This is a genomic window from Streptomyces sp. NPDC001020 (assembly GCF_053599115.1).
Genome location: NZ_JBSFLQ010000001.1, coordinates 135521 through 157269, shown reverse-complemented (window position 1 = coordinate 157269; position 21749 = coordinate 135521). Strand labels below are relative to the sequence as shown.

The following is a 21749-nucleotide window of genomic DNA, read 5'->3' as shown; positions in this document are numbered from 1 at the left end:
GCACGGCCGGTCGTCCGCCGGACGGAACGATCTTCCCGAAACCGCCCGGCACCACGGAAAGTCAGCCCGCCGCCACCGTCGCGCGAACCGTCCCGTCAGGGCCGGCCACCAGCACCGGCGTCCCGGTCCCGCCGAGGTCCCGTACGGCCGCCAGGTCCTCGGCGGACGCGGACTCCGCCTCCGTCACCACGGCCGCGGCCTCCAGCGACTTCGCGCCCGACGCCACGGCCATGGCCACCGCGGTGCGCAGCGCACTCAGCTTCAGGGAGTCCAGGGACACGGCCCCGGCCACATACGTACGGCCCGTCTCGTCCCGTACGGCCGCACCTTCCGGCACGCCGTTGCGGGCCCGTACGGAACGGGCCAGGGTGACGATCTTGCGGTCCTCGGGGTCGAGCGCATCGCTGTCGGTCATGCCCTGAGCATACGAAGCGCGGCCGGGGTCATCCCGCGACGGGGTACATCGCCCCGCGCCTGCCCTCGGGTGAGGCCAGCCACTCCAGCTTCGCGTCGGTGTTGGCCTCCTTCAGCGGAGTGTGCAGGACGATCGTCAGGTCGGGCCGTGCCGGGACCTTCAGCGCCGTCGACTCGAGGCACAGCTCACCGACCAGTGGGTGGTCCAGTTCCTTACGGATCACACCGGCGTCCTGGATGTCCCGCCGCTCCCACAACTCGGTGAACTCCTGGCTCGACGCCTTCAGTTGATCCACCACCGCCCGGAACCCCTCGTCGTCGGGGCTGGCCGAGCACGCCGCCCGGAACTGTGCGACCACCAGCCCCGCGTTGTCCTCCCAGTTCCTGGCACGGGAGCGGTACATCGAGTCGGTGAAGAAGTCGACGAGGCAATTCTGGGTGTGCCCGGGCCGCATCCCGAGCACCCAGCCCGCGGCCTCGTTGTACGTCACGCAGTTGTAGTACCGGTCCATGATGTGGGCCGGAAACGGCATCCAGGCGTCGATCAGCCGCCGCAGGCCCTCGCAGTCGTGGTCTGCCGCCGGCTCGGGCGCGGGCGGGTTCAGCCCGGCGAGGACGTACAGGTGACGCCGCTCGGCGTTGCTCAGCCGCAGCACGCGCGCCACGGAGTCGAGGACCTGCGGGGAGACGGAGATGTCACGCCCCTGCTCCAGCCACTGGTACCAGGAGGCGCCCACCCCCGCGAGCACGGCGACCTCCTCGCGGCGCAGACCGGGGGTACGGCGGCGTGCCCCGCCGTCGGGCAGCCCGGCCTGAGCCGGGGTGACCCGGGCCCGCCTGCTCATCAGGAACTCGCGCAACTCCCGCAGCCGATGACTCTTTGACGCGTCGTCAGGCACGTACCTGTCCCCCTCGTGCTGTCTGGTGGTACCGCCACCACCATAAGTTGCGACTCCCCACTGGTATTCCGCTCGCCCGAAGCTCTTGCCCATGGCGATCGACACCACCACACCGACCACTGCAGTACGAGAACCGCTCGACGACCCCCGGCTGTCGACGCGCGACAAACTCGTCCTCTTCGTCCTGTGCGCCGCCCAGTTCATGGTCGCGCTCGACTTCTCCGTCCTGAACGTGGCGCTGCCGGTCCTGGGCCAGGACCTGGGCATGAGCCGGTCCGCGCTGCAGTGGGCGGTCACCGCGTTCGCGCTGCCCTCCGGCGGCTTCCTGCTCCTGTTCGGCCGTATCGGCGACCTCTACGGCCGCCGCAGGCTGTTCCTCACCGGCCTGGCCCTGTTCGGCGCGGCCTCGCTGCTCGCGACGTTCTCCTGGGACCCGACGTCGTTCCTGGCGGGTCGGGCGCTCCAGGGCCTGGGGGCGGCCGCCATCGTCCCCACTGGGATGTCACTGCTGACCACCACCTTCCCCGAGGGACCGGCCCGTGACCGCGCCCTCGGTGTCTCCGGCACGCTGCTCTCGCTCGGCTTCACCGTCGGCATGGTCTCGGGCGGCGTCCTCACCGACACCCTCGGCTGGCGCTCCACCATGGGCCTGCTCTCCCTGTTCGCGGTGATCGTGCTGCCGCTCGCCCCCGGTCTGCTCCCCGAGTCCGTCCCCCATGGCCTCAAGGGCACGGGAGGCACCCCCATCCCCGAGCGTCCGCGCCTGGACGTGCCCGGCGCGATCACGGTCACCGGTGGTCTGCTCTCCCTGATCTACGCCCTGTCGACAGCGGCGCACCACGGCTTCGGCCGCACGGACGTCATTGCCACACTGGTGGCGGGCGTGCTGCTGCTGACGGCGTTCGTGACCGTCGAGTCCCGCACCGACGAGCCCCTGGTCTCGTTGCCCATGCTGCGCCGTCGCACGGTCGCGTTCGGCAACCTCGGTGGTCTGGTCACCTTCTCGATGATGTCGACGGTGGTCTTCGTACTGACCCTCTACCTCCAGGAGATCCTGCACCTGTCCGCCTTCGAGACCGGTCTGGTCTTCGGCGTCCAGGGCACCCTGTCCGTGGTGGCGGGCGCGTACGCCTCGAAGGTCATCGGCCGCTTCGGCGCACGCCGCACACTGATCGGCTCGCTGACCGGTCAGGGCGTGCTGGTCACCGCACTGCTGGGCCTGGACGTCCACGGCTGGTCGGTGGGGCTGGCCACGGCCGCCGTCTCCCTGGCCAGCATGTTCCACCTGGGCGCGATCATCTCGTACGGTCTCACCGTCACCTCCGGCGTCCCCGACGAGCAGCAGGGGCTTGCCACGGGGCTGGTCACCTCGACCCAGCAGGTGGGCATCACGGTCGGCATCCCGTTGCTGGGTGTCCTTGCCACCACGTCCACCGACCTGCTGTCCGGCGTCCACACGGTCATGGCCCTCGACGCAGCGATCGTGCTGGCGGCGGCGGTGCTGGTGGCGCTGGGGCTGCGTACCAGGCGGTCCGTCTCAGGCGCGGTCGAGGCGGAGGCGGTCGGCTCGCGGTAGGCCGGCGACGACCAGGTCGTAGGAATCCTCGACGAGCTCCCGGACCAGACGGTCCGGGAGCTCGCCGTCGGCCGTGACCGTGTTCCAGTGCCGCCCGGGGGGTCTGGGGGCCTCCCCCCAGAGAACACAGTCCTGGGGCGTCACTCCAGCCCCTTCCCCTCGCCGTCCGGGGGATCGACCGGAGCCACCGGCTCCACCAGCACCGTCACGATCTTGTTCCGGCGGCCGGCCGCGGCCTCCGCGGTGAGTTGCAGCTCACGGCCGTCCGGGAGTTCCACCATGGACGTCGCACCGGCGATCGGAACCCGGCCCAGGGCTTTCGCGAGGAGGCCGCCGACCGTCTCCACGTCCTCGTCGTCGTACGACTCCAGCCCGTACAGCTCGCCGAGGTCGCCGATGTCGAGGCGGGCCGTGACCCGGTAGCGGTCGTCGCCCAGCTCCTCGACCGGCGGCAGTTCGCGGTCGTACTCGTCGGTGATCTCGCCGACGATCTCCTCGAGGATGTCCTCGATGGTGACGATGCCGGCCGTGCCGCCGTACTCGTCGATGACGACAGCGACGTGAGTGCGCTCCTTCTGCATCTCACGCAGCAGGTCGCCCGCGTTCTTGGTGTCGGGCACGAAGGTCGCGGGTCGCATCGCCGTGGACACCAGCTCCGACTCGGCATCCCGGTTGATGTGCGTCTTACGGGCGAGGTCCTTCAGATACACGATCCCGACGATGTCGTCCTCGCTCTCCCCGGTGACGGGGATGCGCGAGAAACCGGACCTGAGTGCCAGGCTCAGTGCCTGGCGGATGGTCTTGTAGCGCTCGATGACCACCAGGTCCGTCCGCGGGACCATCACCTCCCGCACGAGGGTGTCGCCCAGTTCGAACACCGAGTGCACCATGCGGCGCTCCTCGGCCTCGATGAGGGACTCCTTCTCCGCGAGGTCGACGAGGGCGCGCAGCTCCGCCTCCGAGGCGAAGGGGCCGTACCGGAAGCCCTTGCCGGGGGTGAGGGCGTTGCCGATGAGGATGAGCAAGGACGGGATCGGCCCCATCACACGGGCCAGCGGCACGAGGACGTACGCGGCGGCCGTCGCCGTGGTCAGCGGGTGCTGGCGGCCGATGGTGCGCGGGGAGACGCCGACCGCGACGTACGACACGAGGACCATGACCGCGATCGCGACCAGGAGGGCCTCGGCGGTCTGGTGGAACTCGCGCAGGCAGGCGAACGTGACGAGCGCGGCGGCGGCCATCTCGCAGGCGACACGGACCAGCAGCGCCACGTTGAGGTAGCGGGTCGGGTCCGCGGCGACCTGGGCGAGTTTTCCGCTGCCGCGCCGGCCGACGCGCACGGCCTCCTCGGCTCGGAAGCTGGAGACGCGCGCCAGGCCCGCCTCCGCGCAGGCGGCGAGCCAGGCGACGACGATCAGAGCGACGGCGCCGATGACGAGCTGTGGGCTCATGACACGGTCGGGGCCGGGGAGGGGCCCGTCAGACCCTTCTCCGCGCGCCAGCCGTCCACGATGGCGGCCTGGAGGCCGAACATCTCGGCCTTCTCGTCGGGTTCCTCGTGGTCGTAGCCGAGCAGGTGCAGCACACCGTGCACGGTGAGCAGTTGCAGCTCCTCGTCCATGGAGTGCCGCGTCGGTGCCTCGGCGCCCTGCTTCGTGGCGACCTCCGGGCACAGCACGATGTCACCGAGCAGCCCCTGCGGCGGCTCGTCGTCGTCCTTGGACGGGGGCCGCAGCTCGTCCATGGGAAAGGACATGACATCCGTCGGTCCAGGCAGGTCCATCCACTGGACGTGGAGCTGCGCCATGGCGTCGGCGTCCACGACGATCACCGAGAGCTCGGAGAGCGGGTGGATGCGCATCCGCGCGAGCGCGTAGCGGGCGATGTCGAGGATCGCCTGCTCATCGACCTCGGTGCCGGACTCGTTGTTGACGTCGATCGACATGGTGGTGCTGGTCTACTTCCCCTTGTGCCCGTGCGCGGACTTGCCGCGGGGCTTGTGCGTGCCGTTCTCGGTGCCGTACTTGCTGTCGTACTGCTCGTACGCGTCGACGATACGGCCGACGAGCTTGTGCCGTACGACGTCGTGGGACGACAGCCGGGAGAAGTGGACGTCCTCGACGCCTTCCAGGATCTCCTGGACCTGCCGCAGACCGCTCTTGGTCCCGTTCGGGAGGTCCACCTGGGTCACATCACCCGTGATCACTATCTTCGAGTCGAAGCCGAGGCGGGTGAGGAACATCTTCATCTGCTCGGGGCTCGTGTTCTGGGCCTCGTCGAGAATGATGAAGGCGTCGTTGAGAGTGCGGCCGCGCATGTAGGCGAGCGGGGCGACTTCGATCGTGCCCGCTGCCATGAGCCGCGGGATCGAGTCCGGGTCGAGCATGTCGTGCAGCGCGTCGTAGAGCGGGCGCAGATACGGGTCGATCTTCTCGTACAGCGTGCCGGGCAGGAAGCCGAGGCGCTCACCCGCCTCGACCGCGGGGCGGGTCAGGATGATGCGGTTGACCTGCTTGGACTGCAGGGCCTGCACCGCCTTGGCCATGGCGAGGTAGGTCTTGCCGGTGCCGGCGGGGCCGATGCCGAAGACGATCGTGTGCTTGTCGATCGCGTCCACGTACCGCTTCTGGTTGAGCGTCTTGGGGCGGATCGTGCGGCCGCGCGAGGACAGGATGTTCTGCGTGAGCACCTGGGCCGGGGTCTCCTCGGGGCCCTCCCCGTTCTCGCTCGCCCGGAGCATCGCGATCGAGCGTTCCACTGCGTCCTCCGTCATCGGTTGTCCGGTGCGGAGCACCAGCATCATCTCGTCGAACAGGCGCTGGATCAGGGCGACCTCACCAGCGTCGCCGACCGCGCTGATCTCATTGCCCCGGACATGGATGTCGGCCGCCGGGAAGGCCTTCTCGATCACGCGCAGGAGAGAGTCGCCGGACCCCAGCACGGTGACCATGGGGTGCTGGGCGGGGACCGTGAAGTGGGCTCGGGCCTGTCCCTCCGCGGGGCTGTGCGCTGTGGGTGTCTGAGTCATGGGCCGGCTCTGTAGGCCTGCGATTCCTCCTCCGTAGGGCCGCGCGACTGCGGGCGGCCTGGCGGTTCCAGGGTACGACGCAGGACTGACGGAGCCGTAGGGCTTTTCCTCGGGCACGTGTACGACGTCGGCGGCCATGCCGGCCGCCGCGGTCGCCACCGCGGTCAGGGCCCGGTCGACGGCGCCGGGAGCATCGCCTCGGTCAGAGTGGCCAGGCGGGCCGACAGGATCCTGGCCCACGCCCGGTAGCCCGCCGGTGACGGATGGAAGCGGTCCGCCGCCAGCCACTCGCCGGGGAACTCGGGCGGTCCGCCGGACGGCAGGTGGAAGACGGTGACTCCCCTCGCGGCCACCGTCCTCACCTGTCGGTCCAGGAGCCGGACGTACAGAGCGAGCGGTCCCCGGACGGGGCGCGGGAGCGTGTCGAAGCCGTCCAGCGAGGGAAGGCCGGCGAAGATCACCGGCACGTCCTCGCCGAGACGCAGCCGCACGTCCCTGACCAGCCCCTCCACATCGCGGCGGAACGCCCGGGGCCTGCGCAGCCGCATCGCGTCGTTGGTGCCGGCCACCACCAGCACCACGTCCGGCCGCCAGCGGGTGGTCGGATCCGTGAGCCCGGACAGCAGCCCCCGCCGTATGGTCGCCAGCGTCGCCCCCGCCCGTGCGGCCACCCGCCAGGACACGGCACGCCCGGTCATCGCCGACAGCGCCTGAGCCAGTTGTCCGGTCATCGCCTCCCGGTGGTCGGCGGCCCCCACGCCCGCCGCCACCGAGTCCCCGATCACGGCGAGCCTCAGCTCGGGCGTCTTTCCCTCCGTGCTGCCCGAGTCGGCCCCGGCCGCCGCCGGAAGCCGCACCAGCCGCCTCCGCATCCCCTTGGCGAACATCCCTGGCCCCCGTCGCTCGTCGCATAACGCCGTTATTGCCAATAACAACGTTATGCTGCTGCCTGTGTCAACCGATCGCCCGGAATCCGTCCCAGGGGAGCGACGGGAATCAGCCACCCCACGCGACCCTGCCGTCCCCAACATCCGCCGCCGCCTCCTCGACGAAGCCGCTCGCACGCTCGTCGAGGAAGGGCCCTCCGCGCTCAGCGCCCGGCGGCTCGTCAAGGCCGTCGGCGCCTCGACCATGGCCGTCTACACCCACTTCGGCTCGATGCCAGGGCTGGTACGGGAGGTCATGCGGGAAGGGTTCGACCGGTTCCAGGCGCGGGTCGAGCGGGTTGAGCCCGCCGTCGGTCCGGACGCCGACCCCGTCCTCGAAATCGCCGCGCTCTGCCGCGTGTACCAGGAGTTCGCCCGCGCCGAGCCCGAGGTCTATGCGGTGCTGTTCGGCGGCTCCACCCTCGCCGGGTTCGAACTCACCGACGAGGACCGGCAGATGGGCGCACGTGTGATCCGGTTCCCGCGCGACGCGATCCTCCGGTGCGTCGCCGCCGGGCGGTTCCGCGCCGACGCCGACGCCGGTCTCCTCGTACGGCAGCTCTTCGCGCAGATGCACGGGCTCGCCCAGCTCGCCCGCTCCGGGTACGTCCTGGGCGCGTACGGGCCCGACGACCTGCTCGCCGGAATGCTGCGGGACTTCGCGGTCGCCGCCGGGGACACCCCGGACCGGGCGGCACGATCCGTACGGTCCGGGCTCGCTGACGGTGCCCGCCCCGCCGGATGACATCTCCCGCGGGGCTGCTCGCAGGCACCGGTGGGACGCCGCCCTCAGCGCCCCGACCGCAGCACTAGGCCCCCTCCTTGAGCACTCGCGAGATCAGCTCCCGCTGCTCCTCGGTCAGCCGGGGATCCGCGCAGTACACGGTCCTGCCGTCCACGGTGATCTCATAGCTGAAGCCGTCCGGCACACCGGCCGGCGGTGTGCCCTGGCCCGCGGCCAGCGCCCGCTCGGCCAGGGCGTGCCACCCCTGGGCATCGGCCCGTTGCGAGGTCTCCACCTCGCCCCGTCGCTCGATGCCCGCGAACCCGCCCGTGCGCCTCACCCGAATATGCATGAGACCTGTCTAGTACGAGTCGATCGCCCCGGCTACGAGGTCGGCACCCCGACCTGCTCCCAGGCCTTGAGGACGGCCTCCTGCTCCTCGCCCTCGTGGTAGCGGGCCCTGGCCGCCGCCACCGTCAGCTTCGCGAAGTCCGCGAAGGCGGCCTGCGGCTTCAACTGCCCGCCGGTCAGCACGTCGTACCAGATCTGCCCGGCCCGCTCCCAGGCGTGCCCGCCCAGTGCGATGGCGACCAGGTAGAACGCGTGGTTGGGGATCCCTGAGTTGATGTGCACACCGCCGTTGTCCCGGCTGGTCTTCACATAGCCGGCCATCGTGGCGGGCTGCGGGTCCTTGCCGAGTGCCGCGTCGTCGTACGCCGTGCCCGGCGCCTTCATCGAGCGCAGTGCCGTGCCGGAGACGCGCGGGGCGAGCAGCCCGGCGCCGATCAGCCAGTCGGCCTCGGTGGCGGGCTGGCCGAGCGTGTACTGCTTGATCAGTGAGCCGAAGACATCCGAGACCGACTCGTTGAGGGCTCCCGACTGGCCGAAGTACGCCAGGTTCGCGGTGTACTGGGTGACTCCGTGGGTGAGCTCGTGGCCGATGACGTCGACCGGGAGGGTGAAGTCGAGGAACATCTCCCCGTCCCCGTCACCGAACACCATCTGCTCGCCGTTCCAGAAGGCGTTGTCGTAGTTCTCGCCGAAATGCACGGTCGCGTCCAGCGGCAGCCCGTTGCCGTCGATGGAGTCGCGGCCGTACGCCTTCAGATACAACTCGAAGGTGGCGCCGAGACCCGCGTAGGCCCGGTTGACCGTGGCGTCCTTGCCGGGCTTGTCGCGCTCGCCGCGAACCTTCGTGCCGGGCAGGGTCTGCTGGTGCCCGGCGTCGTAGACGGTGCGGTGCGGCCGGCCGGCGGCCGTGTCCAGGGGCGGGGCCACGGTGGGCGCGCCGATGACCGTGGTGAGCCGGCGGCGGGTGCGCTCCAGGGCGTCGCGCTCCAGGGTGCGGCGTGCCGGAGTGGCGAGCGCAGCGTCCTCGTGCTGGGCGAGCCTGTCGAGGACATGCGGTGGTACGACGGTGCAGAAGACGGGCTCGTGGCCCCTGGTGGTGGTCATACGCTGCACCATTGCACTGTGTAGTCACTCTGTCACTACTTGCAGCCATGATTGTGGAGAGTCGGGCCAGGGGTCCGGCGGTCCGTAGGGATGTGTGGGGCCGAAACATCCGGGATGGCTGTGATGTGCCGCACTGTTTGTCTGAAATGTCACCCCGGTCCCGCATACTGATACGAACCTTCGCATCCGGTGCGGCTCGGCTAACATGCGGAGCATCATGCGTTTCGGGCTGCTCCTCCTTAGCTGCCGCGGCGAGGGCCTGTAGTCGAGGTCGACCCCCTCCCCGCGGAGCTTGGCGTTGCGTCGTCGGCCGTCCTTCCGGACACCCTGAGGAGCCCACGCATCATGGCGAACCGTCAGCAGCCCACCTCCATGCCGATCCACAAGTACCGCCCCTACGAGCAGGTCGAGATCCCCGACCGCACCTGGCCGGACAAGCGGATCACCCAGGCGCCCCGCTGGCTCTCCACGGACCTGCGTGACGGCAACCAGTCCCTGATCGACCCCATGTCGCCGGCGCGCAAGCGGGCGATGTTCGATCTGCTGGTGAAGATGGGCTACAAGGAGATCGAGATCGGCTTCCCGGCCTCCGGCCAGACCGACTTCGAATTCGTGCGCTCGATCATCGAGGAAGAGGGCGCGATCCCGGACGACGTGACGATCTCCGTGCTGACCCAGGCCCGCGAGGACCTGATCGAGCGGACCGTCGGGTCGCTGAAGGGCGCGAAGCGCGCGACCGTCCACCTGTACAACGCCACTGCCCCCGTCTTCCGCCGGGTCGTCTTCCGTGGCTCCACGGAAGAGATCAAGCAGATCGCGGTCGACGGTACGCGGCTGGTGACGAGGTACGCGGAGAAGCTGCTGGGCCCCGAAACCGAGTTCGGCTACCAGTACAGCCCCGAGATCTTCACCGACACCGAGCTGGACTTCGCGCTGGAGGTCTGCGAGGCGGTCATGGACGTATGGCAGCCCGGCCCGGACCGCGAGATCATCCTCAACCTGCCCGCCACGGTGGAGCGTTCGGCCCCGTCCACGCACGCGGACCGCTTCGAGTGGATGCACCGCAACCTCTCCCGCCGCGAGTTCGTCTGCCTGTCGGCCCACCCGCACAACGACCGCGGCACGGCCGTCGCCGCCGCCGAACTGGCCGTGATGGCCGGCGCCGACCGTGTCGAGGGCTGCCTGTTCGGCCAGGGCGAGCGCACCGGCAACGTCGACCTGGTCACCCTGGGAATGAACCTCTTCTCCCAGGGAGTCGACCCGCAGATCGACTTCTCCCACATCGACGAGATCCGCCGCACGTGGGAGTACTGCAACCAGATGGAGGTCCACCCGCGCCACCCCTACATCGGGGACCTCGTCTACACGTCCTTCTCCGGCTCCCACCAGGACGCCATCAAGAAGGGCTTCGACGCCATGGAGGCCGACGCCAGGGCCCAGGGCCGGACGGTCGACGAGATCGAGTGGGCGGTGCCCTACCTGCCGATCGACCCGAAGGACGTCGGACGCTCCTACGAGGCGGTCATCCGCGTCAACTCGCAGTCCGGCAAGGGCGGTGTCGCGTACGTCCTGAAGAACGACCACAAGCTGGACCTGCCGCGCCGGATGCAGATCGAGTTCTCGAAGATCATCCAGGCGAAGACGGACACCGAGGGCGGTGAGGTCACGCCGACGGCGATCTGGGCGGTCTTCCAGGACGAGTACCTGCCGAACCCGGACAACCCCTGGGGCCGCATCCAGGTCAAGGCCGGCCAGAGCACCACGGACAAGGACGGCGTCGACACCCTCACGGTCGAGGCCACGGTCGACGGCGCCGACACGGCCCTGACCGGCTCCGGCAACGGCCCCATCTCGGCGTTCTTCGACGCCCTGCAGTCCATCGGAATCGACGTCCGTCTGCTGGACTACCAGGAGCACACGATGAGCGAGGGCGCATCCGCGCAGGCCGCCTCGTACATCGAATGCGCGATTGACGGGAAGGTGCTGTGGGGCATCGGCATCGACGCGAATACGACACGTGCCTCACTGAAGGCGGTCGTCTCCGCGGTCAACCGCGCCGCCCGCTGACCCTCTGACCGGCACGTTCGTGGCCCCGTCCGCCCCACAGGGCGGGCGGGGCCACGTCGTGGACCAGCCAATTCCGTCCGATGTCACGGAGAGGTCTCGTCCGGGGTACTGACTCGGCGTCGCCAATGTGGCTAACATCACGCAAACAGCGGCGATGTTGCCGCTGCGCTACGGGAGGTGCGACGTGCTGCCAGGACGGGGACGCAACGGCCGTGGAGCCCGCACGGGCCGCGTTTCGCAGGTCCTGGGCATGCGTACCGTGTGGACCACCACCGGGGACGGCGAGTTCTTCTGCCCCGGCTGCGGGGGTGATCGCAACTACCAGCGGCTGACCGGACGCCGCCGTTTCACCTTGGCCGGTGTCCCCCTCCTCGCGCGCGGCGAAACGGGTCCCGTGGTGGAATGCACGGCTTGTGGCCACCACTACGGCACGGACGTCCTCGACCACCCCACCACCACCCGCTTCTCGGCGATGCTCCGCGACGCGGTGCACACGGTGGCCCTCGCGGTCCTCGCCGCGGGCGGTACCTGCTCCCGGACATCACTGGAGACGGCCGCGACCGCGGTCCGCTCCGCGGGCTTCGACGACTGTACGGAGGAGCAGTTGAACGCCCTGGTCGAGGCGCTGGCCGCGGACACGGGCCGCGTCCTGTGCGAACCCGGTGGTGCCGGCCTCGCCATAGAGCTCCACGAGGCCCTGGACCCCCTGGCTCCCCACCTCGCCCCCGCGGGCCGGGAGTCGATCCTGCTCCAGGGCGCCCGCATCGCCGTCGCGGACGGCCCCTACAGCCCGGCGGAACGCGATGTCCTCACGACGGTGGGCGCGGCCCTGACGATCCGTTCGGACGACGTCACACGCCTGCTGGCGGCGGCGCGCACCCCTTCGTGACGGGAGCCCCCGGTCCGCGCCCTCACAGGCCGAGCGTCATGACGAGCCGGTCCTCGTCGGCGCCGAAGTAGTCCTTGCGTACGCCCTCGTCGGAGGAGAAGCCCAACGACCGGTACAGCGTGATCGCGGCGTCGTTCGTCGGCTCCACCGTCAGGCGGGCCTCGCGGACCCCCTCGGCGCGCAGCCTGCGCAGCACCTCCAGCATCAGCCGCCGTCCCAGTCCCCGCCCCCGCTGGTCGCGGGTGACGCCCAGGCTGACGATCCAACTCCGGTAGCCGTCCGACGTGGTGACGAACAGGACGTACCCGTGCAGGCGTTCCCCGTCGTCGAGGACGAGCAGGCGGTCCCCGTGCAGGTCGAACAGTTGACGGAGCACGAAGTAGGGGTACGGCTCCTCCGGGAAGGCCTCCCTGTCGACGCGGACGAGTTCGGGCAGATCCGCCTCGGTGACCCCCCTCATCGTCAGCGGCCGGTCGACGAACGCCTGGTCACGGAACAGCGCCGGGCCGCTCAGGCCGCCGCGCGACGGGAAACGCTCCTCTGGAAACGCAGTCATGCCGCCCCCCTGCGGGTGAAGTCAAGGGCACATTGACGCCCGTACGGGTGATACGGACGGGACGCGTGCTGTCTGCCGTTCGGGTGTGTTCGACAGAGTCCCGTCCATCTTGAACGGGGCGATCTGGGCCGTTCAAGGCCGGAACAGGCCCAAAAATCCATTCGCCACGATGCGCCCCCTGGTGCGCCCCTGCGACGTAATTGTTCCGCCCGGTCGAGGCGAAGGGGGATACGCTGGGTCCCCGGCGTTGGTACCGTGAGTCAATGACCTTCAGATCGCCGGGGGATACCCAGCTGAATGCGGATGTCTCCTGGGGTGCATTCGACCCGATCGCCTACGTCGATCACAATTACCGCGACTTGCAGGCGGAGGACGCGGAGATCCTTCACATCCTCCGCGATCATTTCGGCGATCATTTCCAACGGCGTGGCGCCGGGCCGGTTTCGGGTATCGACGTGGGGGCCGGCGCGAACCTCTATCCCGCACTGGCCATGCTGCCCTGGTGTGACGAGATCACGCTCTTCGAGCGCTCGCCCGCGAACGTGCGCTACCTCGAGAGTCAGGTCGCTTCCTACGACACGAACTGGGACCAGTTCTGGCGCGTCCTGTGCAGGAACGAGGTGTACGCCGCCCTTGACACGGACCCCCGCGCAAAGTTCCGGAAGGCCGTCCGGGTCGAGGCGGGCGACCTCTTCGATCTGGGGCGACATGAGGGGAAGTGGTCCATGGGGACCATGTTCTTCGTCGCGGAGTCAATGACCACCTCCCGCGAGGAGTTCGCCCGGGGGGTCGAGTGCTTCATGCGCGCGCTGGCGCCGGGCGCACCCTTCGCCGCCGCGTTCATGGAACATTCGAAGGGTTATCACGCGGGCGAGCATTTCTTCCCGGCGTGCGACGTGGGAGAATCGGAGGTGTACGAGAGCCTCACGCCTTTCGCCGGCGACTTCACGACCATGCGTCTCAAGGCCTCCGCCGCCGTACGCGAGGGGTATTCGGGAATGATCGTCGCTCGCGGCCGCCGGAATTCGGATCCTGACATTCCGGTCGGTTGAGGGCTTCATATTCCGGGTAGGAAAAGGCTCTTCCTCAAGTGATGGCAGTGCGGCCTGTGTGAGGGGCATGGATGCAGATCAAGCCACGCCAGCATCTGCTGGACATCTGGCAGGCGATCGCCCGCCATTCGTTCGACGGTGGAGAGTGGGTATGGGGTAAATGGGGCGAGGAAAGCAGTGTCGCCGACGCCGAACGCCTGCTGTGCCTTCTGTACCCGGCCACCGAGATCCCGGCGTTCCGGCTGGACGACCCGGACACCACGCAGGACGACGTCCAGAAGGTGTTGAAGAAGGCCGGCGGACGGCTGGAGCTTCCCGCGAACCTCGTCACGGCCGCCGCCCAGTTCATGCGCACGCACACCGGCGACGACAAGAGGCCCACGTTCGCCGGCGGCCACTACTTCGTCTCGGCGGACAAGGACCGCGACCTCACCAGGGAACAGCGTGAACTGGGGGTGGTCGACTCGTACTCGATGTCGATCACCCTCTGTCTGGCCACGCTCGGCTTCCTCAAGGTGTACGAGTCCAAGACCCGCCGAAGCGACATCCTGGAAACGGTGCAGGAACTGCGCACCGCCACCAGCAACCGGCTCACCGCGGCCATGGTGAGCCTGCTGCGCTCGTTCACGGTCGAGGTCTTCGACACCGACTCCTCCCAGGGCCGCACACTCTGTGAACTCCTCGGCCAGGGACGGCTGTCGCAACGGCATGTGCTGCAGAACTTCCAGCGCCGCTTCCGGGCGTTGCGAGCCGCGATCATCGAGAGCCTCACCCTCGGTCTCGACGTCGAAGAGGGCCTCAAGGACGAGAACCAGCTCTTCGAGTGCGGCTGGGCCTGGAGCCTGGTGAAGGACGCGCCCGAGGTGGAGACCGACGAACCGATCGGGCCGCAGCCCGACGGGGTCGCCAACCCGGTGCCGTACCTCTACTTCACCGTCGTCGCCCTCGACGGTATCCAGGACCTGTTCTCCGACCGCACCCTCACCCTGGGCCTGCTCAACCCCGAACAGCAGCGGCTCGCCGAGGCGTTACGACTGCGCTGGGAGATCACCCAGCAGTACTGGTCGGGCATCGCACGCTTCGACCCCGACCGCTGGCCCCTGGAGGACATCCCCTGGCGCACCACGGGCCAGAAGCTGGAATCGGAGTACTTCTCCCTCTCCGTGGCCGCCATCCTCGTCCACGACCTGATGCGGCGCCGCGCCACCGACGACGACCTGACTCGCACCGTCAGCGTCATGGAACGCCTCGCCGAACGCGGCCGGATCACCAGCCGCCTGACACGCAACGACCCCATGGTCCGGCTGCACAACCCCGGCGTCACCCTGCCGTTGCAGGGCAGCGAACGCGTCGGGCCGCCCATGCAGTGGACCATGACGGACTTCTCCGCGCAGCTGCTCAAGCGGACCATCCAACTGGGCACACTCTCCCGCAACCTCACGTCGCACGACCGGCTGCTCAGGCTCGCCGAGGACATCTTCGGCCACCTGTGGCGGCGCCGTATCCGCGACGGGGAGGGCATCGGCCTGTGGGACAACGTCCACGCCGCCTACCCCGACTCGCCCACCCGTGAGGGCCCGGTCTCCTGGAGCATCACGGAGCGCGTCACCGAGGTGATGGTCCAGGTCCACCAGATGTATCGGCAGCCGCCGATCCGCAGCTCCGAACTCATGGTGCTGGCACGGGCGTTGCTCAGTGAGTCCACCCACATCCTCGGCAACGAACAGATGGAGCCCGCACCGGCCTCCGGGGGCAACCGCGGGATGGAACTCCGCAGCATCGAGGTCAAGTTGCGCCGTGCGCGCAGACTTGTGGACGAACAGCCTGGTACCGCCTGTGCGTTGACGCTCGACGTGCTGGGGCAGCTCGACGCCCTCGCTCGTGCCCGCGAAGCCGCGGTCCAGGGGGTGTGAGCCGTGCTCGTCTTCGCGGCCTCCGACAAGGGAGGCACGGGCCGGTCCGTCACCAGCGCCAACCTCGCGTACCACCGGGCGCTTGCCGGGGACGACGTCTGCTATCTGGACTTCGACTTCGGCTCACCCACCGCCGCGGCCGTCTTCGACGTGCCCGACGCGCGCCAGGCCGCCGAGGACCGCGGCCTGCACTCGTATCTGATCGGTGAGGTCGCCGAGCCGGCCCGCATCGACGTCTGGGCGGAAACCGAGCACCGGGTGCTGCGCAGCCGACCGCCGGGGTCCGGCCGTCTGGTGCTGATGCCGGGCGACGTCAGCGGCGGAGAGTTCGCCACCACCGAGGACAACCTGCGCCGCTGTGTGGACCTACTGCTCCGGCTCAACGGCGAGTTCGACCTGATCGTCGTCGATCTCAGCGCCGGCCGCAGCTATGCCGTCGACATGGTCCTGGAGGCCACCTCGCAGCGCGAGATGAGTGGTGTCGAGGCCCGCTGGCTCGTCTACCACCGCTGGACCCGCCAGCATGTGGCGGCCGCGGCGAGCCTGGTCTTCGGCAAGCGCGGCATCGTCGCCGGCGGAGTGGCCCGCGGTCACGACGAGGAGGCGCTGCGCAGCGTCATCCGCTTCGTACGGGCCGCCGTACCCGACCCCGAGTCGCCGCTGTGGTCACAGGTGTCGCCCACCCAGTCGGCCTGGATGCGCGAGTGCGACCGCGACCTCAAACTGCTCGCCTCCAACTACGGCATCGGCTACAGCCTGGTCCTCGGTTCCGTGCCGCTGGAACCTGTCCTGCAGTGGCGTGAGCAGCTCATCACCGACGAGGACGTGCTCGACAGCCAGATCGCCAACCGGGAGACCTGGGAGGCGCTGAGCGAGCTGGCCGGACGGCTCACCGACGACAAGTTCTGGGAGCAGCCGTGACGGAATCCGTGTTCCGGGAGACGACTGCGGAGCCCCGCACTCAGTCCGTGCCGCTGGCCCATCTCTCCCTGGAGCTGGGCCACCTCTACATGGAGGACTTCGAAGCCGGCCCCGAGCGGCTGCGCGAGCACTTCGCCGAGGTACGCATCTGGGTGGAGGCCGCCCGCGCCTCCGCCGCCCGCCGCACCGGCGGCAAACGGCCCCGCATCAGCACCTGCTTCCTCATCGACGACTACTTCACGCGCTTCTCCACCCCCGCCGAACTCGTCCCCGTGGTCCTCAAGGAGGCCGAGCGGGCCGGCCTGGTCATCGACTACCTGGCCCGCGAGTCGGGCTGCGCCGTCGCCGACAAGATCGAGCTGGCCGAGGCCGTGATGCACCGCCTCGTGGAGTCGCCGCCGCCGAACAGCTCCGGCTCCCGCCCGCCCGTCAGCCAGACCGGCTGGCTCGCCAACGGGCAGCGCGCCCCCGGCCAGCGCACCGCCATGGGCGAGGTCACCGGCTGGCAGCCGCCCCAGGAGACCGCCGCCCGCAACCACTCCGTGTTCATGGACGTCGAACTGTGGTCGGAGAAGGACGGACAGCGCCTGTGGTCCTGCCCGTTCCTCGCCGCCGTCTGGCAACTGGCCCGCCTCGGTCTGCTGCGCCACCTCGGCGAACCCGTACTGACCCCGCGTCCCTGGAACGGCGGCGACTTCCCCCACGACTGGGACCAACTGCCGCCACTGCTCCAGCTCAACGCCGCCGCGTCACCCTTCAGCGCGTACCGCACCTGCAGCCTGATGGCCAACCGCTTCCTGCCCGTCGAGGACGCCGTCCGGCTCATCCTCGACCAGATAGACGTCGACGCCGGCGCACTGCGGCAGGTCGCCGAGCGGTCCGCCCGCGAAGGAGCACCGGTGCCGCCCGCGGTCGCACAGCGCGCCACCTACGTGTACTACGAGGAGCCATCGGGCGTCTCCTCCCACGGGGAGAGCTGAGATGCCGGCCTCCGCACCACCGGCGTCTCCGGTCCTGGCCTGCGGCGAGGTGCGCACCTGTCTGCTGCCGTCCTTCCAGGCGCTGGACGGCCGGGCCGCCGCCCAACTGCTCAGGCTGCGCGCCGACGAGAGGGTCCGCGTCTCCGAACGGCCCAACCTGTACGCGCTCTCCCCGGACGTCCTCACCGGCGTGGACTGCCGACTTCCCACCTCGAACGGTGCCAGGGTGCGTGCCGTCGGCACGGTGGCCGCCCGCGCCGCGCTCACCGAGGGCCGCCTCCTGCAGGCCACGGCCTACTTCAGTGCCCCGGCCGGCGGTCCCGACCTGCGCCGGCCCTGGGGCCACTACCTCGTCCGGCCCGGTCTCGTCGAACCCCTCGGAAAGCTCCCCGAACAGGCCACCGCCGAAGGTGTGCTGCGCGGAGGTGGGCGCGGCGAACTGGACCTGGGAATGATCGCCGAGGGCCTGCTCGCCCAGTTGCTGCGCCATCCGCTGCTCGACCACAAGGCACCCTTCAAGTCCCGGCGCACCCACCTGCGCTGGGCCGCGCGGCGCGCCCCGGCCGGCGAGGGCCCGTCCCTGGAACGATTCACCCTCGCCGAGGACGGGCTGCGGACCGTGTCCCTCAGGCTGCCGGAGAACATCCCGGCCGCCACGGCCGCGGGACTGTGCGAGGACCTCGCCCTGCACGACTGGCTGCTGACGACCGTCGTGCACATGCTGGACAACAGCCGACTCGGAGCGACGAACGGCCCTGCCGCCGTCCTCGCGCTGCGCCCGGCCGTCGACCACCTGTTGCATCTGTGGATGCCGCGCGCGCACGTGGACCACACACTGGGCCATCTGTGGGACGTGCTGGAACGGGAGCCGGGGTTCACTCGCCAGTGGCAGACCCTGGTCCAGCGCATCCGTGACCAACTGGCCGTCCAGACCGTGCCGTTGCTGCACGAGGCGCTGAGCACTCGCTAAGGGGGGCGGCACCGATGACACACCCGACGGGGGAGGACGACATGAGCGGAGCATCGTCAGGGGAAGTGCGGGCCGCGCCGAGAAACCGGGACGAGCCGCAGACGGCGAAGCTGCTCAAGAGAACGTTGATCACCATCCTGGTGGCGACCGGCACCTATGTGCTGACCAACGTCCTGGACCAGGACAAGAACCAGGTGTGGCAGTTGACCGTGTCCGTCGTCCTGGGCGGCGCGGCACTGATCATCCAGTACCTCGTGGAGTTCGAGGAACGGCTGGAGGCGATGGAGGAGGGCCAGAAGAAACGCATCCGTGAGATGAAGGACCGTCTGGGCGGCCACCACGCGGAGATGCTCGCGGTGGTCGACGACCGCTTCGCCAAGATCAACGACGCGACGGAGCTGTTCAGTCAGGTGGACCGTTCGGTGCTGCGTTCCGACGGGGTGACCCGGCTGGCCCGCAAGTACACACAGGTCGGCGAGCAGGGCTCGGAGATCGTGAAGACCTTCGCCCAGGAGGAGATCGCCCGCCTCGCCTCGCTGATGGAGAGCCTCAGCAACGGCAGCGCGGACTGTCCGGGCGAGAACCACGAGTGGCTGATCGACCTCACCAGGTGCGCGAAGAGCACGCTCTACGCGACCAGCACCGACGTGGACCGGGACTTCTGGTCCAGCGAGCCCGCGAAGCGCTATCTGGCCGCGCAGGGAGACGCGATCAAGAAGCGCGGGGTGGAGATACGGCGGTTGTTCCTCGTGGAGGGGCCGGACGACGTCACCGAGAGCCTGGAGAGGATCTGCGCGACGCAGCGCCGGTTCGGCATCGACGCGCGGATCGCGGTCCAGTCGCTGCTGGAACCCAGCGCCCAGGTGACCCCGTTGAACGACTTCATCATCTTCGACAGTGAACTGTGCTACGAGACGGAGCCGGATGTGCGGGTCGTGCCCGCCAAGACCACGCTGAAGATGAAGCGGGAGCATGTCGAGGAGCGGGTCAACCGGTTCAACGTGCTCTGGGAGGCCAGCGGGCCCGCCGATCCGGACCCCCAGCCCGAGCCCACCGCCACGTCCGGCTGACCCCGCCGCGCGCCTCACACATCGCGGCGGTCCACGGTGACCACCGCGACGACGGCCGCCACCAACGCCCACGCGCCGAACACGATCCAGCCACCCTTCACCGTCGTCGGGTACAGGGGGACCAGGGTGTACGGCCGATGGCCGTACTCGATGTCGACGAGGCGGGCCCAGGCGTTGAGCGGGAGCGCGTTCCTGACGCAGGCCGTTCAGTGGTAACGCTCGGTGATGAAGGAAGGCAGGAACAGCAGGACGAACACGGAGAGGACCATGGTCGTCGCGCTGTGCCGGGCTTCGATCACGGGGACCACGGTCGCGTGGGCGGGGGATGCGGGACATCGCTCCGTCGCTGACAGTGCCGGGGGCGGGTTGTCGACCGTGGTCGTACATCCTCGGCACGATGACCACCGGCCGGGTCGGACCTACGATCACGGCATGCACGCCACTTCGCCGTTGCCTCTGCTCAAGCGTGTGCCGCCCGGCGCATGGATCGTGCTCGTCTGGTGTACGAGCATGCTGCTCACGCTCCTGGCGCGGGTCAGGCTGCCTGGTGAGTGGGCACCGGACACATGGCCGGCGGTCCAGCTGTACCGCTGGGACGGCCTGCTGTTCCATGCGCTGTCCACCGCCATGGTGCTCTTGGGTGCCCGGCTGCTCGAGCGGCGACCGCTCGCGGCACTGACCTGGCTGATCCTGGCCCCGGTCGTCGAGACCACAACCCTGGGGGCGGGCGGGTTGCCGATGGCGCAGTACCTGACGCCGATCGTGGCGCTGTACTTCATCGCGTCGGCCCGGCCGCGCCGCACCGCCGGCGTGGCCCTGGCCTTGGGAGTGGGCACCCTGGTCGTGTACATCGCCACGAGGCTGCTGTGCGGGTGGGACGCCAATATCTCGGCGGAGCTGGCCGTGGCGCTGGTCACCGTGATCGCCTGGCTGCTCGGCACCTCCGCGCACCAGGTCCGTGAGCACGTGGAACGGATGAGCGCCCAGACGGCGGCGCAGGCGGTGACCGCCGAACGGCTGCGCATAGCCCGTGAGATGCACGACACGGTGGCGCACAGCATCGGCATCATCGCCCTTCAGGCGGGAGCCGCGACCCGGGTGGCGTCGACCCAGCCGGAGGCGGCACGCGAGGCGATGCGGGCGGTGGAGACGACGGGCCGGGAGACGCTGGCAGGGCTGCGGCGGATGCTGGTCGCGCTGCGGACCGCCGACGCGGGGCACGAGGACGGCACGGCTGCCGCGGTGCAGCCCGCTGGACTGGACGACGTGGACCGGCTGGCCGCGGCGACGACCGCGGCAGGAGTGCGCGTCGAGGTACGGCGACGGGGCGAGCCACGGCGACTCCCGCCGGACATCGACCTGTCGGCGTTCCGGATCATCCAGGAGTCGGTCACCAACGTCGTACGGCACTCGGGCACGCACGCGTGCCAGGTGACCGTGGACTACGGCGAGGAGGAACTCGCGCTGGAGGTCACGGACGACGGCCGGGGCCGCGGCAAGTCCACGGACACGGGCTTCGGTCTGGCGGGCATGCGTGAGCGGGTGACGCTGCTGCACGGCCAGTTCAGCGCGGCACCGCGCCCCGAGGGCGGCTTCCGGGTGGCGGCGCGGCTTCCGTTGCCGGCAGGTGCGCGATGACGGTCCGGGTGGTACTCGCCGACGACCAGCAGCTGATCCGTACGGCGCTGAGCATGGTCATGGCCGACATCGAGGACGTGGAGGTGGTGGGGGAGGCGGCCACGGGAGCGGAGGCGGTGTCCCTGACCGAGGAACTCGCCCCCGACGTGGTCGTGATGGACATCCGCATGCCGGAGATGGACGGCATTGAGGCGACGCGCCGCATCACGGAGGGCTCGGCGGACACGAGGGTCGTGGTCCTGACGACCTTCGACGACGACGAGTACGTGTACGGGGCGCTGCGCTCGGGCGCGTCCGGGTTCCTGGTGAAGGACATGGCGCTGGACGACATCATCGGGGCGGTACGGGTGGTCGCGTCCGGTGACGCACTGATCGCGCCGAGCGTGACCCGCCGCCTGATCCAGGACTTCGCGGCCCGCCCGGAACCGGCCCGCAACCGCCGCGACCTGACGGCCGTCACGGACCGGGAGCGGGAGGTCCTGACCCTGGTGGGCAGCGGCCTGTCGAACGCGGAGATAGCCGCCGAGCTGTACATCAGCGTGGCCACGGCGAAGACGTACCTGACGCGGCTGCTGACCAAGCTGGACGCCAGGGACCGCGTGCAACTGGTGATCATCGCGTATGAGGCGGGGCTGGTGTCGGTCGGATAGGCACCGGGGGGTCGGGGCGGC

General features: G+C 69.7%; 21 protein-coding genes and 1 pseudogene. 12 read left to right on the top strand and 10 right to left on the bottom strand.

The window, feature by feature from the left end:
* Positions 1 to 61 precede the first annotated feature (61 nt).
* On the bottom strand, positions 62 to 415 hold the full coding sequence (locus ACWDEX_RS00745) for a cytidine deaminase (RefSeq protein WP_450460933.1): 354 nt from the start codon (positions 413 to 415) through the stop codon (positions 62 to 64).
* Positions 416 to 443: 28 nt separating this feature from the next.
* Positions 444 to 1259 (bottom strand): helix-turn-helix transcriptional regulator, encoded by an 816-nt coding sequence (locus ACWDEX_RS00740; RefSeq protein WP_450461105.1) that lies wholly within the window; start codon positions 1257 to 1259, stop codon positions 444 to 446.
* Between the two features lie 145 nt (positions 1260 to 1404).
* Here ACWDEX_RS00740 and ACWDEX_RS00735 point away from each other — a divergent pair, with 145 nt between their 5' ends.
* Positions 1405 to 2889 (top strand): MFS transporter, encoded by a 1485-nt coding sequence (locus ACWDEX_RS00735; RefSeq protein ID WP_450460932.1) that lies wholly within the window; start codon positions 1405 to 1407, stop codon positions 2887 to 2889.
* On the opposite strand, the pseudogene ACWDEX_RS00730 reads toward ACWDEX_RS00735, so the two are convergent.
* From ACWDEX_RS00730 to ACWDEX_RS00710, 5 genes and pseudogenes are all read right to left on the bottom strand, one after another.
* A pseudogene (locus ACWDEX_RS00730) lies at positions 2851 to 2982 on the bottom strand (MmcQ/YjbR family DNA-binding protein); the annotation flags it as partial. The gene ACWDEX_RS00735 and the pseudogene ACWDEX_RS00730 overlap by 39 nt on opposite strands.
* 47 nt (positions 2983 to 3029) lie before the next feature.
* The gene (locus ACWDEX_RS00725; protein ID WP_450460931.1) at positions 3030 to 4340 is read right to left on the bottom strand and encodes a hemolysin family protein; all 1311 of its coding nucleotides are present in this window, start codon (positions 4338 to 4340) and stop codon (positions 3030 to 3032) included.
* A complete protein-coding gene (gene ybeY / locus ACWDEX_RS00720) occupies positions 4337 to 4834 on the bottom strand; it encodes an rRNA maturation RNase YbeY (protein WP_450460930.1) in 498 nt (165 codons plus the stop codon). The genes ACWDEX_RS00725 and ybeY overlap by 4 nt, the downstream gene beginning before the upstream one ends.
* A 12-nt stretch (positions 4835 to 4846) precedes the next feature.
* Positions 4847 to 5917: a PhoH family protein gene (locus ACWDEX_RS00715; RefSeq protein WP_450460929.1), complete on the bottom strand. Its 1071-nt coding sequence runs from the start codon at positions 5915 to 5917 to the stop codon at positions 4847 to 4849.
* 164 nt (positions 5918 to 6081) lie between these two features.
* Entirely contained in the window at positions 6082 to 6804 is a 723-nt protein-coding gene (locus tag ACWDEX_RS00710) for an SGNH/GDSL hydrolase family protein (protein WP_450460928.1), read from the bottom strand.
* A gap of 64 nt (positions 6805 to 6868) precedes the next feature.
* Here ACWDEX_RS00710 and ACWDEX_RS00705 point away from each other — a divergent pair, with 64 nt between their 5' ends.
* Positions 6869 to 7588 carry a TetR/AcrR family transcriptional regulator gene (locus ACWDEX_RS00705; protein WP_450460926.1) on the top strand — a complete coding sequence of 240 codons (720 nt, stop codon included), beginning with the start codon at positions 6869 to 6871 and terminating at the stop codon, positions 7586 to 7588.
* Between the two features lie 64 nt (positions 7589 to 7652).
* Here the strand turns inward: ACWDEX_RS00705 and ACWDEX_RS00700 are convergent, their stop codons facing one another.
* A complete protein-coding gene (locus tag ACWDEX_RS00700; protein ID WP_450460925.1) occupies positions 7653 to 7919 on the bottom strand; it encodes a protealysin inhibitor emfourin in 267 nt (88 codons plus the stop codon).
* A 32-nt stretch (positions 7920 to 7951) separates the two neighbouring features.
* Positions 7952 to 9022, bottom strand: a complete 1071-nt coding sequence (locus ACWDEX_RS00695; RefSeq protein WP_450460924.1) for a M4 family metallopeptidase — start codon at positions 9020 to 9022, stop codon at positions 7952 to 7954.
* A 345-nt stretch (positions 9023 to 9367) separates the two neighbouring features.
* Between ACWDEX_RS00695 and leuA the strand changes: the two genes are divergently transcribed.
* Complete coding sequence (gene leuA / locus ACWDEX_RS00690) at positions 9368 to 11089, top strand: 2-isopropylmalate synthase (RefSeq protein ID WP_450460923.1); 1722 nt, start codon at positions 9368 to 9370, stop codon at positions 11087 to 11089.
* Positions 11090 to 11273: 184 nt separating this feature from the next.
* Positions 11274 to 11978 carry a TerB family tellurite resistance protein gene (locus ACWDEX_RS00685; RefSeq protein ID WP_450460922.1) on the top strand — a complete coding sequence of 235 codons (705 nt, stop codon included), beginning with the start codon at positions 11274 to 11276 and terminating at the stop codon, positions 11976 to 11978.
* A 22-nt stretch (positions 11979 to 12000) separates the two neighbouring features.
* Here the strand turns inward: ACWDEX_RS00685 and ACWDEX_RS00680 are convergent, their stop codons facing one another.
* Complete coding sequence (locus ACWDEX_RS00680; protein WP_450460921.1) at positions 12001 to 12534, bottom strand: GNAT family N-acetyltransferase; 534 nt, start codon at positions 12532 to 12534, stop codon at positions 12001 to 12003.
* A 263-nt stretch (positions 12535 to 12797) separates the two neighbouring features.
* Between ACWDEX_RS00680 and ACWDEX_RS00675 the strand changes: the two genes are divergently transcribed.
* The 8 genes from ACWDEX_RS00675 (at position 12798) to ACWDEX_RS00640 (ending at position 21728) form a co-directional block, all read left to right on the top strand.
* Complete coding sequence (locus ACWDEX_RS00675; protein ID WP_450460920.1) at positions 12798 to 13586, top strand: SCO2525 family SAM-dependent methyltransferase; 789 nt, start codon at positions 12798 to 12800, stop codon at positions 13584 to 13586.
* Between the two features lie 71 nt (positions 13587 to 13657).
* Positions 13658 to 15499, top strand: a complete 1842-nt coding sequence (locus ACWDEX_RS00670) for an SCO2524 family protein (RefSeq protein WP_450460919.1) — start codon at positions 13658 to 13660, stop codon at positions 15497 to 15499.
* A 3-nt stretch (positions 15500 to 15502) separates the two neighbouring features.
* On the top strand, positions 15503 to 16420 hold the full coding sequence (locus ACWDEX_RS00665) for an SCO2523 family variant P-loop protein (protein WP_450460918.1): 918 nt from the start codon (positions 15503 to 15505) through the stop codon (positions 16418 to 16420).
* Positions 16417 to 17400 carry an SCO2522 family protein gene (locus tag ACWDEX_RS00660; RefSeq protein ID WP_450460917.1) on the top strand — a complete coding sequence of 328 codons (984 nt, stop codon included), beginning with the start codon at positions 16417 to 16419 and terminating at the stop codon, positions 17398 to 17400. Before ACWDEX_RS00665 ends, ACWDEX_RS00660 begins: the two co-directional genes overlap by 4 nt.
* Before the next feature lies 1 nt (position 17401).
* On the top strand, positions 17402 to 18370 hold the full coding sequence (locus ACWDEX_RS00655; RefSeq protein ID WP_450460916.1) for an SCO2521 family protein: 969 nt from the start codon (positions 17402 to 17404) through the stop codon (positions 18368 to 18370).
* A 41-nt stretch (positions 18371 to 18411) separates the two neighbouring features.
* The gene (locus ACWDEX_RS00650; protein ID WP_450460915.1) at positions 18412 to 19440 is read left to right on the top strand and encodes a DUF6879 family protein; all 1029 of its coding nucleotides are present in this window, start codon (positions 18412 to 18414) and stop codon (positions 19438 to 19440) included.
* A 432-nt stretch (positions 19441 to 19872) separates the two neighbouring features.
* Positions 19873 to 21078, top strand: coding sequence for a sensor histidine kinase (locus ACWDEX_RS00645; RefSeq protein WP_450460914.1), 1206 nt, complete (start codon positions 19873 to 19875; stop codon positions 21076 to 21078).
* Entirely contained in the window at positions 21075 to 21728 is a 654-nt protein-coding gene (locus tag ACWDEX_RS00640; RefSeq protein ID WP_450460913.1) for a response regulator, read from the top strand. Before ACWDEX_RS00645 ends, ACWDEX_RS00640 begins: the two co-directional genes overlap by 4 nt.
* The last annotated feature ends 21 nt before the right edge of the window (positions 21729 to 21749 follow it).

What these genes read in the sequence shown, in the direction of transcription:
- ACWDEX_RS00745 (WP_450460933.1), bottom strand. Translation starts at nt 415, where the DNA reads ATGACCGACAGCGATGCGCTCGACCCCGAGGACCGCAAGATCGTCACC.
- ACWDEX_RS00735 (WP_450460932.1), top strand. Translation starts at nt 1,405, where the DNA reads ATGGCGATCGACACCACCACACCGACCACTGCAGTACGAGAACCGCTC.
- ACWDEX_RS00695 (WP_450460924.1), bottom strand. Translation starts at nt 9,022, where the DNA reads ATGACCACCACCAGGGGCCACGAGCCCGTCTTCTGCACCGTCGTACCA.
- ACWDEX_RS00655 (WP_450460916.1), top strand. Translation starts at nt 17,402, where the DNA reads ATGCCGGCCTCCGCACCACCGGCGTCTCCGGTCCTGGCCTGCGGCGAG.
- ybeY (WP_450460930.1), bottom strand. Translation starts at nt 4,834, where the DNA reads ATGTCGATCGACGTCAACAACGAGTCCGGCACCGAGGTCGATGAGCAG.
- ACWDEX_RS00645 (WP_450460914.1), top strand. Translation starts at nt 19,873, where the DNA reads ATGCACGCCACTTCGCCGTTGCCTCTGCTCAAGCGTGTGCCGCCCGGC.
- leuA (WP_450460923.1), top strand. Translation starts at nt 9,368, where the DNA reads ATGGCGAACCGTCAGCAGCCCACCTCCATGCCGATCCACAAGTACCGC.
- ACWDEX_RS00710 (WP_450460928.1), bottom strand. Translation starts at nt 6,804, where the DNA reads ATGTTCGCCAAGGGGATGCGGAGGCGGCTGGTGCGGCTTCCGGCGGCG.
- ACWDEX_RS00725 (WP_450460931.1), bottom strand. Translation starts at nt 4,340, where the DNA reads ATGAGCCCACAGCTCGTCATCGGCGCCGTCGCTCTGATCGTCGTCGCC.
- ACWDEX_RS00640 (WP_450460913.1), top strand. Translation starts at nt 21,075, where the DNA reads ATGACGGTCCGGGTGGTACTCGCCGACGACCAGCAGCTGATCCGTACG.
- ACWDEX_RS00740 (WP_450461105.1), bottom strand. Translation starts at nt 1,259, where the DNA reads ATGAGCAGGCGGGCCCGGGTCACCCCGGCTCAGGCCGGGCTGCCCGAC.
- ACWDEX_RS00715 (WP_450460929.1), bottom strand. Translation starts at nt 5,917, where the DNA reads ATGACTCAGACACCCACAGCGCACAGCCCCGCGGAGGGACAGGCCCGA.
- ACWDEX_RS00675 (WP_450460920.1), top strand. Translation starts at nt 12,798, where the DNA reads ATGACCTTCAGATCGCCGGGGGATACCCAGCTGAATGCGGATGTCTCC.
- ACWDEX_RS00700 (WP_450460925.1), bottom strand. Translation starts at nt 7,919, where the DNA reads ATGCATATTCGGGTGAGGCGCACGGGCGGGTTCGCGGGCATCGAGCGA.
- ACWDEX_RS00650 (WP_450460915.1), top strand. Translation starts at nt 18,412, where the DNA reads ATGAGCGGAGCATCGTCAGGGGAAGTGCGGGCCGCGCCGAGAAACCGG.
- ACWDEX_RS00670 (WP_450460919.1), top strand. Translation starts at nt 13,658, where the DNA reads ATGCAGATCAAGCCACGCCAGCATCTGCTGGACATCTGGCAGGCGATC.
- ACWDEX_RS00680 (WP_450460921.1), bottom strand. Translation starts at nt 12,534, where the DNA reads ATGACTGCGTTTCCAGAGGAGCGTTTCCCGTCGCGCGGCGGCCTGAGC.